Annotated in this window: 11 protein-coding genes; 7 read left to right on the top strand and 4 right to left on the bottom strand. The window is 60.8% G+C overall.

The window, feature by feature from the left end; translation table 11 throughout:
* Window positions 1-255 precede the first annotated feature (255 nt).
* The 5 genes from UP09_RS20920 to UP09_RS20900 are packed head-to-tail and all read left to right on the top strand — an operon-like array spanning window position 256 to window position 6,861.
* The gene (locus UP09_RS20920; RefSeq protein WP_044540272.1) at window positions 256-1,599 is read left to right on the top strand and encodes an aspartate aminotransferase family protein; all 1,344 of its coding nucleotides are present in this window, start codon (window positions 256-258) and stop codon (window positions 1,597-1,599) included.
* 31 nt (window positions 1,600-1,630) lie between these two features.
* On the top strand, window positions 1,631-2,998 hold the full coding sequence (locus UP09_RS20915; protein ID WP_044540175.1) for a glutamine synthetase family protein: 1,368 nt from the start codon (window positions 1,631-1,633) through the stop codon (window positions 2,996-2,998).
* 45 nt (window positions 2,999-3,043) lie between these two features.
* Window positions 3,044-4,429 carry an aldehyde dehydrogenase family protein gene (locus UP09_RS20910; RefSeq protein ID WP_044540174.1) on the top strand — a complete coding sequence of 462 codons (1,386 nt, stop codon included), beginning with the start codon at window positions 3,044-3,046 and terminating at the stop codon, window positions 4,427-4,429.
* Between the two features lie 9 nt (window positions 4,430-4,438).
* Window positions 4,439-5,611: an iron-containing alcohol dehydrogenase gene (locus UP09_RS20905; RefSeq protein WP_044540173.1), complete on the top strand. Its 1,173-nt coding sequence runs from the start codon at window positions 4,439-4,441 to the stop codon at window positions 5,609-5,611.
* 23 nt (window positions 5,612-5,634) lie between these two features.
* Window positions 5,635-6,861 carry a M20 family metallo-hydrolase gene (locus UP09_RS20900; RefSeq protein ID WP_044540172.1) on the top strand — a complete coding sequence of 409 codons (1,227 nt, stop codon included), beginning with the start codon at window positions 5,635-5,637 and terminating at the stop codon, window positions 6,859-6,861.
* 28 nt (window positions 6,862-6,889) lie between these two features.
* On the opposite strand, the gene UP09_RS20895 is transcribed toward UP09_RS20900, so the two are convergent.
* Window positions 6,890-8,083 (bottom strand): M20/M25/M40 family metallo-hydrolase, encoded by a 1,194-nt coding sequence (locus UP09_RS20895; RefSeq protein WP_044540171.1) that lies wholly within the window; start codon window positions 8,081-8,083, stop codon window positions 6,890-6,892.
* A 374-nt stretch (window positions 8,084-8,457) separates the two neighbouring features.
* Here UP09_RS20895 and UP09_RS20890 point away from each other — a divergent pair, with 374 nt between their 5' ends.
* Window positions 8,458-12,312 (top strand): caspase family protein, encoded by a 3,855-nt coding sequence (locus UP09_RS20890; RefSeq protein ID WP_082070222.1) that lies wholly within the window; start codon window positions 8,458-8,460, stop codon window positions 12,310-12,312.
* Window positions 12,313-12,655: 343 nt separating this feature from the next.
* Here the strand turns inward: UP09_RS20890 and UP09_RS20885 are convergent, their stop codons facing one another.
* Together UP09_RS20885 and UP09_RS20880 are read right to left on the bottom strand one after the other, a co-directional pair.
* On the bottom strand, window positions 12,656-13,276 hold the full coding sequence (locus UP09_RS20885) for a hypothetical protein (RefSeq protein ID WP_156164701.1): 621 nt from the start codon (window positions 13,274-13,276) through the stop codon (window positions 12,656-12,658).
* A 47-nt stretch (window positions 13,277-13,323) separates the two neighbouring features.
* Complete coding sequence (locus tag UP09_RS20880) at window positions 13,324-13,773, bottom strand: hypothetical protein (protein ID WP_156164700.1); 450 nt, start codon at window positions 13,771-13,773, stop codon at window positions 13,324-13,326.
* Between the two features lie 264 nt (window positions 13,774-14,037).
* Here UP09_RS20880 and UP09_RS37715 point away from each other — a divergent pair, with 264 nt between their 5' ends.
* The gene (locus UP09_RS37715; protein ID WP_156164699.1) at window positions 14,038-14,577 is read left to right on the top strand and encodes a hypothetical protein; all 540 of its coding nucleotides are present in this window, start codon (window positions 14,038-14,040) and stop codon (window positions 14,575-14,577) included.
* A 722-nt stretch (window positions 14,578-15,299) separates the two neighbouring features.
* Here the strand turns inward: UP09_RS37715 and UP09_RS20870 are convergent.
* On the bottom strand, window positions 15,300-16,319 hold the full coding sequence (locus UP09_RS20870; RefSeq protein ID WP_197082711.1) for a LysR family transcriptional regulator: 1,020 nt from the start codon (window positions 16,317-16,319) through the stop codon (window positions 15,300-15,302).
* Between the last annotated feature and the right edge of the window lie 47 nt (window positions 16,320-16,366).

Genomic DNA, 16,366 nt, shown 5'->3' with positions numbered 1-16,366 from the left:
CCCAAAATATAGACGGTAGGATGCCCGCATGCTGTGCAGGCAGAATCGGATTATTACATAATATACTGATTTAATGAGATATTATCTCGTTCTCATGAAGTGTATGACTGAGGTTCCGATGTGTCGTGACCGCGGGCTGCTTTATTATTGTGGAAGAAGCCACATTGTTCCAAACTGTTGATTGGAGGCAGTTGCGGCATGATAGCTGCGGGTGGCTGCCAGTATCCGCCGGCGCCGGTCAAGGAGGGGCGCGCGATGCGAGAGGACAAGGGAATCTTGGCGCTCAACGCCTTCGAGCCGAGCAGGGTGTCCACGATGGACGCCGGCTTGCGGGACGCCGTCCAGCGCCGCCTGCGCTCGTTCGGCTCCGCGTCGGTGCTGTTCTATCAAGAGCCGCTGCGGATGGAGCGCGCGGACGGCGTCTGGATGTTCGACACCGAAGGCCGGCGTTATCTTGATCTCTACAACAATGTCCCCTCGGTCGGGCATTCCCACCCGCGCGTCGTTGAAGCGATCAGGCGGCAGGTCGGTCTGTTGAACACCCACACCCGCTATCTCAGCGACGTCGTCGATACCTATGCCGAGCGTCTGCTCGCGACCTTCCCGCCGGATATCGATCAGCTGGTCCTGACCTGTACCGGCAGCGAAGCCAACGACCTTGCGCTACGGATCGCGAAGCTGGCGACCGGCCGCGCAGGTTTTATCGTCACGGAGACCGCCTATCACGGCAACACCGCCGCGGTGACCGACGTGTCGCCATCGTCCCGCCCGGGGCAGCCTTTGCCGCCCCACGTTCGTACCGTGTCGGCGCCGGACGCGTTTCGTGCCGCCGGCGGTGATCTCGGCAAAAGCTTTGCCGCGGATGTCGGGCGGGCTATCGCAGAGCTCGAGCAAAGCGGCGTCGGCTTCGCGGGGCTGCTGGTCGATACGATCTTTTCCAGTGACGGCGTCTATGCCGATCCGCCCGGTTTTCTTGCGCCGGCAGTTCAACTCGTGCATGAAAAGCAGGGCCTGTTCATTGCCGACGAGGTCCAGCCCGGGTTCGGGCGAACCGGGGCTGCGCTGTGGGGTTTTGCCAGGCATGGCGTCGTGCCTGACATTGTCACGATGGGAAAACCGATGGGCAACGGCTTCCCGATGGGCGGTGTCGCGACGCGCGCGGTGCTGCTCGACCGGTTCGCCGCAGAGACCAAGTATTTCAACACGTTCGGCGGCAATCCGGTGGCCGCGGCGGCTGGGCTCGCGGTGCTCGAGGTGATCGCCGATGAGGGGCTGATCAACAATGCGCAAGAGATCGGCGGCCACCTGATGAACGGGCTTCGCGAGATCGGCAATCGCCACATCCAGATCGGCGACGTCCGCGGCAGCGGATTGTTCATCGGGCTCGAGCTCGTCCACGACCGCGACACCAGGACGCCGGCACCTGACGTCGCAAGCGAGGTCATCAACCGGTTGCGTTATCGCGGCATTCTGATTGGCGCGGCCGGTCCGTTCGGCAATACGCTGAAGATCCGTCCCCCGCTTTGCTTCACCAAGGACAATGCGGACATGTTCGTCGCCGCCTGCGACGAGGTTCTGCGTGAGGTTTGTCCGGCCTGATCATCGTCCAGCCCAAAGAGACTCCGAGCCCATGGATTCCAGAAGCGTAAAAACCGCCGCAGATGCCCGCTCGCTGGTCGAGGCGCGTGGCCTGTCCCACGTCAAGGTCGGGGTGGTGGATCTCGACGGCGTCATTCGCGGCAAATACCTGGCGCGCGACAAATTCTTCAACGCGCTGGAGCATGGTTTCAACTTCTGCGACGTGATTTTTGGCTGGGACTCCGCCGACCAGCTCTACGACAAATCCACGTTCACTGGCTGGCACACCGCGTTTCCCGATGCGACCGCGCGGATCGATCCGGCTACCTGCCGCGACGTGCCTGATGAAGACAACATGCTGTTCTTCCTCGGCGAGTTCGAGGGCACCGCATCCGAGCTGTGTCCGCGCCGGCTGCTTGGTCGCGTCATCGATCGTGCCGCTGCGATGGGGCTTTCGGCCACGGTCGCGGCCGAGTTCGAATTCTTCGTGTTCGACGAAACGCCGCACAGTGTCAGGGAAAAAGGCTATCGCGGCCTGAAGAACCTGACGCCGGGCTGGTTCGGCTATTCGATGCTGCGCGCCTCGGTCGAGTCCGAGTTTTATCAGTCGCTGCTCAAGCTTTGCGACGACATGGATATGCCGATCGAGGGGCTTCATACCGAAACCGGGCCGGGCGTTTTGGAAGCGGCGATCCACTATACGGATGCGCTCGCCGCAGCCGACCGCGCGGTGCTGTTCAAGACCTTCGCCAAGGTCTGGGCGCAGCGCCGGGGCAAGATGATGACCTTCATGGCCAAATGGTCGAATGCCTATCCGGGGCAGTCGGGCCATCTGCACTTTTCGCTGCGTGATGCCGAAGGCAAGCCGGTGTTTCATCAGGACGGCCGCCCCGGCAACATGTCGGACACGATGCGCTGGTTCGTCGGCGGCCAGCAGGCCCTGATGCCCGAATTGCTGGCGATGGTGGCCTCTACCGTGAACAGCTATTCGCGCCTGATCCCGGGGTTCTGGGCACCGACCGATGCCACCTGGGGAATCGAAAACCGGACCTGCGCGCTGCGTGTCATCCCCGGCTCGCCATCGAGCCAGCGGGTCGAGTACCGGATTGCGGCCGCCGACATCAATCCGTATGTCGCAATTGCCGCAGCGCTTGGTTCCGGCCTCTGGGGAATCGAAAACAAGATCGAACCCAGTGATCCCATCACGGGGAATGCTTATGACGTGACGCATCCCCCCGCGCGCGCGTTGCCGCGCACACTGACGGAGGCCGCCGACCGGCTGATCGGATCGTCGGCCGCCCGCAACCTGTTCGGTGACGTCTTCGTCGATCATTATGCGATGACCCGGCATTGGGAGGAGCGCGAATTCCGCAAGGCGATCACCGACTGGGAACTGGCGCGTTATTTCGAAATCATCTGAAGCAGGCCTTGGCAGGTCTTTGGCCTCAAACCGAGTGGACTCAACGTGAACGATATTGTCTGCATCTCGCCGGTCGACGGCAGCGAGCTCGCCCGGCGGCGCGTCGCGACCGACCGTGACATCGCCGAGGCTCTGGCTGCCGCAAGGCAGGCGCAGCGGGAGTGGTCGCAGGTGCCGCTGGCCGAGCGAAAGGCCAAGGTGCTTGCGTTCCTCGAGGCGTTGCGGGCGCAGAACGACGCGATCGTGCCCGAGCTTGCGTTGCAGATGGGCCGGCCGGTGCGTTACGGCGGCGAGTTCCGGAGCCTGGAGGAGCGCGTCAGAACTCTCGTTGAACTGAGCGACGCCGCGCTGGCACCGACACTGCCCGCTGAACGGGCCGGCTTCCGGCGCATGATCAAGCGCGTGCCGGCGGGAATCGTGCTGGTGATCGCGCCCTGGAATTATCCTTATCTGACGGCGGTCAACTCCGTCGTTCCGGCGCTGCTGGCCGGCAACGCCGTGATCCTGAAGCATGCCGCCCAGACCGTGCTGGTTGGCGAGCGTTTTCAATCCGCCATGGACCAGGCCGGGTTGCCGAAGCACCTGTTCACCACGCTGAACCTCGATCATGCGGCCGCCGAGAAGCTGATCGCGTCCCGGTCCATCGACCATGTGAATTTCACCGGCTCGGTCGCCGGCGGCCGCGCGATCGAACACGCCGCGGCCGGTACCTTCACGACGATTGGCCTTGAGCTCGGCGGCAAGGACCCGGCCTATGTCAGGCCGGACGCCGATTTCGATTTCGCGGTCGAACAGCTCGTCGACGGCGCGTTCTTCAATTCGGGCCAATGCTGCTGCGGCATCGAGCGTATCTATGTGCACGAGCAGATCTACGGCCGCTTCGTCGACGCGTTCACTGACCTGACCTCGCGCTATCAGCTCGGAAACCCGCTGGCGCAGGAGACGACGCTGGGCCCGATGGCCGCGGTTCGTTTTGCCGACACGGTGCGTGCCCACACCAGCGAGGCCCTCGCGAACGGCGCGCGCGCCCTGGTCGACCCGAAGGGTTTTTCGGCCGACAGGACCGGCACCGCCTATCTGATGCCGCAGGTGCTGGTCGATGTCGACCACACCATGCGGGTGATGATGGAGGAGAGCTTTGGCCCGGTGGTCGGCATCATGAAGGTCTCGTCGGATGAAGCGGCGGTCGCTTTGATGAACGACAGTCCCTATGGCCTGACCGCCTCGGTCTGGACCGCGGATGCCGATGCCGCCGAGCGGATCGGCGACGGCATCGCCACTGGCACTGTCTTCATGAACCGTTGCGACTATGTCGATCCGTCGCTCGCCTGGACCGGCGTCAAGGATACCGGCCGCGGCGCGAGCATGTCGCGTCTCGGCTTCGAGGCGCTGACCCGCCCCAAATCGTTTCACCTCCGCATCGAACACTGAGAGCACGACATGGCAGCTCAAATCACCGGGGCCTGGAATTTTCCGACCCGAATCGTCACGGGTCCCGGGCGCATCGCCGACCTTCCCGACGCCTGCCGGGCCAACGGCATCGCAAAGCCGTTGCTGGTGACCGACCGGGGTCTTGCGGACAACGATCTGATCACCGGCATTGTCCGGCGCGTTCGCGATGCCGGAATTCCGATCAGCGTGTTCTCGGACGTGAAGGGCAATCCGACCGAATCGAACCTGAACGCCGGCGTTGCTGCCTTCAAGGCCGGCGGTCATGACGGTGTTGTCGCGGTGGGCGGCGGATCGGCGCTGGACGTCGGCAAGTGCGTGGCCTTCATGGCAGCGCAGTCCCGCCCGGTGTGGGATTTCGAGGACGTCGGCGATTGGTGGACCCGCGCCAATACCGATGGCGTCGCCCCGATCATCGCAGTGCCGACGACAGCCGGGACCGGCTCCGAGGTTGGCCGCGCCGGTGTGATCACCCGCGAGGATACCCATGAGAAGAAGATCATCTTCCACCCCCTGTTGATGCCCAGGATTGCCATCGAGGATCCTGAGCTCGCGGTCGGGCTGCCGCCGTTCCTGACGATGGCGACCGGAATGGACGCGCTCGCGCACTGCTTCGAGGCGTATTGCGTGCCGGCGTTTCATCCGCTCGCCGACGGTATCGCGCTCGAGGGCATCAGGATTGTCGACACGTACCTGCCACGCGCGGTCGAGAATGGCGGCGATCTCGAAGCCCGAGCCTACATGTTTGCTGCGGCGTCAATGGGCGCCACGGCGTTCCAGAAGGGGCTGGGGGCGATCCACTCGATCTCCCATCCGGTCGGGGCGCGCTACGATACCCATCACGGCCTCACCAACGGCGTGGTATTTCCGTATGTCCTGGTCTGCAACAGGACGGCGATCGCCGACAAGATTCCGCACATTGCCCGTGCGCTCGATTTGCCCGGCCGCGATTTCGATGCGGTCCTCAACTGGATCCTTGCGTTCCGGAAAAAACTCGGCGTCCCGCATACGCTGGCGGAGCTTGGCGTCAAGGAAGAAAATGCCAAGGCGATCGCGGCCGACGCGGTGAAGGATCCGACCGCAGGCTCTAATCCGCGGCAATTGACCGAGGCGGAGTTCGAGCAGCTGGCGCTTGCGGCGATCCGCGGCGACCTCGGAGGCTAGGCCGTGCTGCGGATGGAGCTGAGATGACCGAGTTGCATAATCTGATCTCGGCCTTTGCGGCGATCGGGGCGACCGGAGATGGTGGGGTCTGCCGCCTCACGGCAACGCCGTTGGACAAGGACGCGCGTGATCTTTTCCTCCGCGAGATCGCCGGTCGCGAACTTCTTCCAAGGATCGATGCGATCGGAAACATGTTCGGCGTCGCGGTGCTGGCGCCAGCTTCGAAGGAAATTGTGATCACCGGTTCTCATCTCGATTCGCAGCCGACCGGTGGCCGCTATGACGGCGTCTACGGCGTGCTGGCGGGGTTGCTCGCGGTGCAGGCGGTGCGGGATCGCGCCCTAGCTAATCCCGGCAGGGCGCGACGCAATCTGGCGGTCGCGAACTGGACCAATGAGGAGGGCGCGCGTTTCCAGCCGAGCCTGACCGGCAGCTCGGTGTTCGCCGGCAGCTTATTGCTGCAACAGGCTTACGCCTGCGAGGACGGTGACGGCGTCACGCTGGGTGACGCACTGGCCGCGATAGGCTATCGGGGCACGTCTCCGCTCACGTTCGAGCCGCTGCGCTATGTCGAGCTCCATGTCGAGCAGGGCGATCACCTGGAACGCGAGGCGGCGGATATCGGGGCCGTCTCCGGAGCCTGGATGACGCGGAAGATCTCGGTGGTGTTCGAGGGCGATGTGTCGCACACCGGCCCGACGCCGATGGCGAGGCGCCGCGATGCGCTCCGTGCCGCGGGCCGCGCCATCGAAGCGCTCTACAACGAGGTCGAGCGTGCCAATGCGGGCGTCCACGCATCGGCTGCGAAGATCAGCGTGTTTCCGAACTCGCCCAACGTCGTCGCCGGCCGGGTTCGGGTCTGGTTCGAGATCCGGCACGAGGATGAGGCGGTGGTACTTGCGCTCGGCGATCGTTTCCTGGCGCGGATCGCGCAGGAGGCTTCCGCGATCGGTGTCGATATCTCGATCGCCGCAGATGAACGAAGGGCCGCGTCGACGCTCGACCCGGCCAGCCTCGAACTCGTGCGCGGCGTCGCCAGCGATCTCGGAATGAAGACGTTGACGCTGAAGACCGTCACCGGACATGACGCACTGGCGATCCAGAAACGTATCCCGTCATCGCTGATCTTTGTTCCGAGCAAGGATGGTCTGAGCCACAATCCGCGCGAGTTCACCGCGCCGGAGGCGCTCGACAAGGGTTACGAGGTTTTGGTGGAGACGCTGTGGCGCATGGTGACGGCCGAAGGCTGACACGCGGGCGCCGGCCGCAGCGCCAGGCTCACCGCATCGTCGCGAGCTGCACGGCGAGCGCGCAGGCCCGGTCGTACTCGTCGAGATTGATCCACTCGTCGATCGTGTGCACCTCGTTCTGCCCCGCGCCGAAGGTGACGGTCGGAACACCGTGGCGGACCATCCAGTTGGCGTCGAGCCCGCCATTCGCGGTGCGGATGATCGGCGTTCCGCCGATGCCGGACACCGCGGCAGCCGCGCGCTTGACCGCGGGCAGGCTGTCCTTCATGTGGAATGGATAATAGTCGGTCTCGGCCTTGAACTTGACGCGGCCTGATTTGCCGGCGCTGTTGGTGACGCGCTTTGCAGCCTTCTCGAACGCCAGCTTGTAGGCTTTGGTGATCTCCTTGAAGAACGTCCGGTCGTGGCTGCGGCTTTCGCCGCGCACGTGCACATAGTCGGAGACGACGTTGGTGGCGTCTCCAGCTGGCCGGCCGTCGCCGCCGGTGACGGGGCCGACATTGCTCGTGCCCTGCCGCTTGCCCTTCACGACCTTGCCAAACCAGCCGCCGGCCCTGACGTCGGCGAGCGCGAGCGCAAGGATCATGGTCGAACTGATCCCGCGCTCCGGCGCGACGCCGGCATGCGAAGCCCGGCCAAAAATCTCGACGTGCCAGCGATCCGCGCCGACGGCGCCGATGGTGACGTTGGAGGCCGAGCCGCCATCGTAGTTGAAGGCCATGACCGGTGAGCCAAGCTCAGCGGTCCTGACGTGGCGCGCGCCATATAGCCCGCTTTCCTCCCGCACGCAGAACAGCAGCGTGATCGGCGGATGATCGAGCTTCTGCTTCGCTAGCTCGGCCGCCAGCGTGACGAGAACGCCGCAGCCAGCGCGGTTGTCGCCGCCGAGCGCGGTTTTCGCGTCGTTGACGATCTTGCGGCCGGCAAGCTTCGGCTTCGCCCCGGCGCACAGCGGCACGGTGTCCATGTGGGTCATGAACATGATGCGCGGCTGGTTGTGCATCGCGCCGCGGCCGGGCAGATCGACAATGAGGTTGCCGGTTTCGGTCGGCACCGGAATGCGCGTGTTGGCGTCGTCGAGCCGGATCGCGCCCGCCGGCACGCCGCCCTCTTTCAACGCCGCGGTGAGCTCGCGCCCGATCGCGGCCTCCTTTCCGGTCACGCCCTCGACAGCGAGGAAGCGCATGAGGCGGTCAGTGGCGGCCTTGGTGTCGACAGACATGACGAATCCTTTTGATAGACGATGCTTGCGAGCATCCTTCGGCGCCCAGCTTCGCAAGGCTCATCGGGGCAGGTCAAGTTCGTTGCTCTTTGGTGCGATCGTTTCCGGCGCGAAACAGGCGGGCTCGAGTCTGCAACCAGACCGCTGCGAGCGGCAGAATAAAGGCCGACTCTGTTGATTTCGCTATGCTTTCATTCCGGCTCGATCGTCTTATTGTAATTTTGCATCAAACAATCATAGGATGTGATCGCGCGGTCAAGCGTGGCGCGCCACCACGTGGTAACAATAGCTCTTCGCTTGGACTGCTAAATCTTTGGATGAAGTTTCATTCCGGCTATTCGCTTTCAATGCGCCCGCATCGAGAAAGGTAGCTCATGCATTTTCGACCCGCTGGCTGGACCCTTCCTGTCTTACTGTTCCTGCTTCAGACGTCGGCCTGCGGAGCAGCGGACTTTGACTGCGCCAACGCGCGATCAACGCTTGATTTTGCCATTTGTGATTCAAGGGAGGCAATGGCGGCGAATGACAGGCACACCGCCGCATGGAAAGCTGCGATTGCAAGGACAACAACTCAAGAAGAAAAGGCGAGCCTGTTAGTCGATCAAAGGGCCTGGAATAAACATCTGGCGGTTGAATGCGAAGCGACGGGTCGTCTCAAGCCTACCCCCGAGCAAAGGCCTCGCATGGTTCGCTGCGTCGTAAACAACATTGAGGATCGCATAGCCTTTCTTGACAAGTACGGAAAAGCGAAAGGCGTGCCCAATGACGCATCTTCGGCTCCTCAGGGTCCGCAGTCGGTGCAGTCTCTCGCGGATTTAAGACTGGATGTGAGGATCGACGGTTTCGGCGTTGATCGGGTGGGTGAGGTTATCGGCGCCACTTGGCGCGTGAGGGAAGGCGCACTCTCAAAGCCCGATCTGACGATCAAATATGAGGATAGGACCAACTATGATGTCCAATCGGGCAAGACGCTCACCGAGAAGCTGAAGGTAATTGGAGATCCGTCGCTGGCAGAATTGGGCAAGAGGTGGAGCGATGATGCCCGCCTTGACATGCTGGTCGTCTCAATGCCGAACACCGTACGACTGGAGGGCGATGGATTCCTGACGATTCCGCCCGGTGAGCGAGCCCCATTCGGTATTGAGGCGGACAACGACCAACTCCGTGTCATCTTTCCTCTCTACCTGCCCGAGTCGAAGACCGAAGGTTCTCTCAATATCCGTCCACTAAAGTCTGGAGCGTTTCATCTCAGGGCAATGCTTCTAACGGCGACGTCGACAGGCGTGCTGCGTCGAACCGACGTGCTCTTTGACAGCACACGAGAGCTGCAGGACCGCTCTCCTGCGATAGTAGTGCAGGATAGAGTCTCGCCGAGCGCGCCAGGTGAAATCTGGAACTCTCCAAACCTGCAATATCAGCTGCGCGTGTTCGAAAGCCACTTTGAGGTCTTGAACGCGGCTTCCGGTGGGCTGGTCCTTGATCTATCCGGGACCAATCCCAGATTTTCTCCGACATCGCGTTTCCTGTCCTATCAAGAGGCAGGTCGGCTCTTTGTCGTCGATGTTTTTGCACGAAAAGCAGTTCTGGCGATGAGCACCAGATATGATGAGGGCGTGGACTCCCTCTCGTTTGTGAGGGGAGACTCTTATCTTGTTGCTGGAGGGACAAGTTACGGGAAAGTTGGCTTTTGGCCCACGCTTGTGGATGGGAAGATCGATCAAAGCTTTGAAGACCTGATCGAATCGCCAAGCGTTCAGAATGGAGAGGGCGTGAGCGGAGACACCAACGTGTGTCACGCTTGCATCACCTACCCGTTCGAAGTCTTGTGGAGCCTTGACGATGGTTGCCTGTTGATGGCCAATCCCGCGTCTCTCACCGAGAAGAGGAGGAACAATATATTCTCCGCAGGGCTACAGGGGTTTTGGATCACCAGCATCCTGGATCACAAGATCAGGATGCTGAGAGCGGATAAGATTGGCAATCCGTTCTTTACGAGATTGCGGGTGCCGTCCGATCTTGGGATTACGTATTATTCACTGTGGAAATCGAATGAAGCACAACCCGAGGACATTCGCGTCGCGCAATGGATTTTTGCAAAAGATCTCACGCGAATGGACAAGGCGGCGTCCGCCGGGACAATAAGTTTGCCCAGTCTTACGGCGAAGCCCGTTCTGAGAGAACTGGACTTCACCCGGTCGGAAAAGTCGGAGGAGCGAAATTCGAACAAGGCGCTGGTTTCCGTACGAAAACTTGGTGCAAAATTCGATCGTGACTATCCCGCCACGGAGAGCCAAACCAGAAAGTTTCCGACCGAGGAATCAAATTTTGGGGCGGACAATGCCCGCGGGACGAAAACAAGGCGGCCTGGCTTCGATCAGATTGTGGCTCGGCTAAGTTCAAGTGTTCCGGCAGTCCACGGCACCTTGACGAAGCCTCCTCGGTACTATCAGAACGACTACGACTCGGCTGATTTTGGCTACGGTCTCGATTTCTCCTATTGGCTCTGGAAAGAAGACGGTGGGGCCTATCTGATCACGACCGAAGCCTACGACTCGGCCGGCTCAAGTGGGGTCTATACGGGCAGGATTTGTATCTTCAGATATGTGCGATCAGCGGATGACGCCGCGGCACACTGCTCGATGGCGGATTGGAATCAAAACTACGACACAAACCCGAAAACCGCCGGAAAGACGTTTGGCGAGATTGAGCGCGGCGTCTATGGAGTGGGGGGCGCGCCGCAACCGATGAAGGCTGTTCGGGTCGGCGAAGAAATGTTTGCACTGCTGGCGCCTTTGGATCACATCATCGCGCTGGTCGGAGGTCGGAATTTAGAGACGGTTGCTACGATCCGGGACGTCCCTGGTGCCGGCTCAGTTCAGTCCTTGCGCCTGTCGATGGACGGTCGCGTGTTGCTGCAATTGAATACGGATGGCCGCTTGTATCTCTATTCGGTCGCGGAGCAGAAACGTATTCTCTCCGGCGTCTCGATTGACGGCGAACTGGTGCTCTATACCGACGATGGTTTCTACGATGGGACGCCCGATGGCGCACGGTACGTCTATCGCTATTTTAGCGGTCTCGGCGAACATCATGCCTTCAGCCAATTCGCGTCGCAGTTCCGTCGTCCGGAATTGATCCAGGCGATACTGCGTGGTGATAACCCTCCGCACCCCTCGGCGGATATCGTGGCGCCGCCCAGCGCTGATTTCGATCTCGTCCCCGCCGGACAAGTGGGGCGCTTCACGGCGCGTGTGCGTGTCCGCTCGGATATTGACCTTAAGACGCTACGATTGTTTGTCGATGGGGCGCCTCTCGAAGAGCTCGGCCTTTCGGGCAGAAGTGCCGAATTTGAACGTCCAATCCAGATCCATGAAGGCACGCATTGGGTGACGGCAGTCGCTTACAATGCCCTCGGCTTCTCGAGCATACCAAAATCGGCGGTGGCCAGGGGACCGGCAGGGGCAGGCTCAGAGAGCAAACTCTTCTATGTCGGGATTGCGGTGGACAAATATCCGAATTTTCCGGACCGGAACCTCAAATACGCCAATCGGGACATGCGGCTTATTGCCGATACAGTCGCGCAGCATTCCAGTCCGCAATTTGGATCGATTGTTACGAAAGAGTTGCAGGACGAACAAGCGAGCAATGCGGCGATACTTGCGACGCTGGAGGGCGTTGTCTCGCAAACAAGCGCCATCGACACGCTCCTCGTTTCGTTTGCGGGACACGGCATTCGCGCCGGTGACCGCTTCTATTTCTTGACGAGTAGGACCTCGCAGGAAGATATCCCTGGGACAGCGCTGCTGTGGGACAAGGTCGCTGAAGTTCTGTCGCGCAGCAAGGCGAGGGTCATCGTGCTGTTGGACGCTTGCCACTCCGGTGCGGCGTCGCAGGATGCGGTCGTGCCAAATGACGACTATGCCGCCGCTCTCACGCGCAACGGTAAAGCAGGCATGGTCGTGCTGGCAGCGTCCAAGGGACGGGAGTTCAGCCAGGAGGACGACGACCTGCTGGGTGGGCACGGCCTATTCAGCTATGCCGTGGCCAGGGCACTGGGGTCTGATCGAAAAACCGCGGATCGAAACGGCAACGGTGTGATCGAACTAAGCGAACTCTATGCCTACGTGAAGAGAACTGTCTCCGAGATAAGTAGCCGCATTGACCCGAATCTCCAGCAAACCCCATGGCTCTCCCGCGATGAAATCATCGGGGAAGCCCCGGTGATGTAAGCAGGTGCGGTCGCGGTGCAAAATGATCTCCTCAGTGGGTCGGCGAGTGAGCCGCCAATTCCTGGTGTCTTGACAGCATTTGTCTAGAGCCCTTTCCGTTCCGATGGAATCGGAACGGGACTCTAGATTCTTGTGTTGACGCGTTTTCTTCACGCGAACCGGTATCCACTTCGCTCGAAAACGTTCTAGAAGCAGATCCGATCGGCCAATCGGGCAACGGGAGAGCAGATTGGTGCTGAAATTCGCCGTCGGCAGTTTGTCTCTCGAACACGTCGTCAGGCCTGGCGCGCTGGGCATGTCGACGGAGCTGCAGCAGCTGCTCGTGAAGTTGGCGGCCGACCCTTTAGTGAAAGAGTTGCCTTATCCCGGCGTATAAGGCGGCGACAGCCAGTATGAGCGCGGTCAGTGCCTTTATGAAATTTTCCGTGGTGTTTATTCGGCCGGTCGCAGCGGCGGGGTTTTGAGCCAGAGATTTGGCGGCTCTTGACGCCAGATCCCCTGGTTCAAAAGACGGGAACGTGCTCTGAAGAAAGCTCGCCGCGACATGACCTGCGAGTGTCGCTGAAATCAAATTTATCGAAAAGTCTATCACGTCTTGCCATTCACGGCTGGAGGTGGGGATGAAGGGGCCTCCTCCCCGCGCGATCCAGACGGTGCCGGACATGCCCAACAAAGTTGCCAGGGTGATAACGACCGCTATCAGAAACGATGTAGCGATCGCCATTTTAGCCTGGGACGAGAGCAAGAATCCAACAGCGAGCGCGATACAAAAAACGATCACCTGAAAATATGCCAGGCTAGTATCGAGCCGTATGTCGATGACGTAGTGCGCAACCAAGATCAAGACGATCGGAAGCAAAAGATACGGCATAAGAACCAGTATACGGGATTTGCCTGGCGCCTCCGGCTTGGAATCGTGCCCCGCAGGTTTAACATCTGGATCTTCGGTTCCGTCTTGACCCATCGCAAGCGGCTCTTTGGCTTTACTACATTGAGAATTTCGTCGGAACGCTATTCCGCGATTTGAAGTGTCAGTTCGACCGAGCCAATTTCACCGTTCGTGTCTTCAATATCGACCCATAGTCTGTGGCTTCCCGGAGGAACCTCCGCATCCGGCATGTTGATGCCTTCTGCGGTCGCGAAAGGAGCGACGCGCGTGGATAGATCGATGGTCGGCTTTTTCAGGTACGTTACGCTTAGCGTATTCAAGTCGACCTTCGCTCCGCCATGGCTTCGAAATCTCAAAACAAGCCGTATCGGCGATCTTAGCGGACCGAGGTCGGATCGAGGGGATATTATTTCGATAGTTGGACCAAGAAAGACGCCGCGCCGCGACATGGCATTCGTCGGCAGCTTTGCCTCTTCTGCAGTTATCAAAACTCCGGCTGCGGCCTGGTTGGCAAAGCCGATAACCATGCAAACGAACGCTATCGAAACGCAAGAGATGACTTTTGCTTTCACCGAAACTCCGTTTCCATCCGCCTGCCGAGTTCTTTGGTGAGTGATCTGGACTATCTCGTTCCAACGGGTCTGCCTGGGTCCCGTTGTTGTGTCGGTCGGCGCTTTCGTGGCAGGTCTGCCAGGGGCGCTGCCGCAAGCTATTCGTAGCATATCACACCTTGTCGGCCAAGAAGCTGAAGTAGCCCTCGATTGTGGACCAGGGGTTTAGCCGACTTGTTTCTCCGGGTGTCCCCTCGATTTGCTGAGAACGCGAGTCGACCCGACATGACCGCCGCGATCGGGCAAGATGTTCTTCGATTCTCGATCACCGCGCATCTCGAGTTCGAATCGGAAGCAGACGTTGGGTTCTTGTTCAACGTAAGTTGCGTCTCAAGTTGGTCTCGCGGAGCATCACTGCTGATGAAGGGATTCAGCGGCGCAATGAATAACACCGACCGATCGTTTGATGCACCGGTGGGCTTGACGCGGCTGGACCGTCATCGTGCTTTGGTCCGAAATGGCCCGGCACGGGCAATCGCGGCCTGCCGTACGATGCCCTTCGGCCTGCTTCATGGCAGCGGCTTCTGGATCAGGCTGACGCCATCTTCGGTGAGCTGGACTCCGTTCGCCTCCAGCCCTTTGACAACCTTATCGATAGTCGCCGTGTCTGCACGTGCGGCCTTGCGGCCGATGGCTTGCAAGCGATTGATGGTCGCCGGGCTGACGTTAGACGATCGGGCGAGAGCGGCGCTATTGAGGCCAATGAGGCCCATCGCGGCGCGCAAGTCGCTTCGCGTCACCGTCAACGCTTTCGCCTTGCAGTAGTCATGAGGTTCGGACCACACCGTCTTGTCCGAGCATACGCTGGCGCAGTCACCCGTCGTGTCCTCCGGGGGCGCATCCCTGGCAGGTGCTCGTGGTTCCCGGGAAGTCCTTCCCTTTGGCCGCCAGAGCGGCAATCGAGGAAGACCCAACGAGCGCGGCGGCCAATGACGCATGAGCCAAAATGCGGGTAACGGACTTCATGGCGTACTCTCTCCTAGATTGTGTTTGTCAACCATTCTACCACGAGATTGCCGCGCAAGGCTTGTGAACCGGGCCACAAAGCCCGGTTCACAACCACGGCACTGGCCGGTGGGCGCCAGTGCGTGGGGGCCTTTGCTGTGCGGGTGACGTGGTGCGGTAGACCGCAGGGCAATCGTGGCTACGGCCACGTCCCATAGCCCGGCGATGACGACGTGGAAACGTCTGCTGCAGAAGTCCGCCCAACGCCATATGCGATAGTCCGGGGCGAGGGGCGTTTACACAATTTCGGTATAATGGAATAATACCGCTGGTTTGCACGACATGTCAAGTTGTCGTGTCGAACGCCGGCAACCGCCGGCTTACTTTGCATGGGGTTGTTTTCGATATTTTGGCAGTGCGCCCCTGCGGAGGCAGGCTATCACATATGGCTATCAGCCCACGTTCCCCGGCTTGTCCCGGCCATGACGACGTGGACATGTCAGTTGCAGAAGCCGCGAATGCCATATGCCGGAAGCCGCCAATCAAACCCCATGGCGCCCGCTGTGAACGCTGGAAGCAAGCTCCGGCAGTTCGACCACCGAGCGGGTGGTGACGAGGTGTGACCAGAGCTCTTCCGCCCGCCGGCTGAGCCGTCGTTGCGGCCGATAGATGCGGATGTCGAGATCGACATCCAGTTCCGGCAACCCCGTGCGAACGAGACGACCGCGGAGGATATCCTGATGGGTCGTGGTCAGCGGCAGCCAGGCGACGCCGAGCCCGGACAAGGCCATCGACCGCAGTCCATCGGCCAATGAGTTTTCATAGATGCGATTGAGCTGAGGCAGACCCGTCACATCGGCCAGCTTCTGGTCGACCGCCCAGCCGAGCGAGCATTCGCTGCTGTACCCGAGATAGGAGATCGAACGACGCGGTTCTCGCGCCAGATCATGCATCGGCTGTTTGTCGTCGTCGACGGCTGACAACGGTACGAGCTTCTCTCGGCCAATCGTCAGCCATTGGCATGTCGAGATTGACAGCGTCCTCTCACCGGCCGAATTCAGCCTGTCGGATTGATCCATGTAACAGACAACGAAATCGACGGCACCGTCGTCAAATGCTTCGCAGCATCCCGGGAGGTTGTCGGACAGGATCGTCAAGCGGGTCGATCCAATTGCCTTTTGAATCTGCGGCAGCCACTTCGGAAAGAACGTTACGGACAACAAATGGGGGGCTGCGAAGCGGACGCTGCGCGTCGCTTTGTCCTGGTCCTCCCTCAAGGTGCGTCGGGTGGCATTCAGCCGTCCTATCACATCGTTCGCCGTGGCCAGCAGTTGCAAGCCCGCCTCGGTCAATTCGACGGGAGATTTGCCGCGGTTGAGCAGTGGTGCGCCGGCCCAGTGCTCGAGCGATTGCAGCCGGCGGCTCAGCCCGGATTGACTGATACCGCGCAACTCGGCGGCCCGCGTCAGGTTCTTGGTCCCCGCTACGGCAGCCAGATCCTCAAGCCAACGGACATCGAGCACGACTGCAGCCCTCCGGTCATCTCTGCTGGCGACCACCATAGCTGGTTTCCGCCGATGCGCCGATGCTGATTCCGCATCGCATCCGC

Source organism: Bradyrhizobium sp. LTSP885 (assembly GCF_000938305.1).
GTDB lineage: Bacteria > Pseudomonadota > Alphaproteobacteria > Rhizobiales > Xanthobacteraceae > Bradyrhizobium.
Note: the sequence above shows the minus strand (reverse complement) of the source record. Positions and strands in the feature narration are given on the sequence as shown.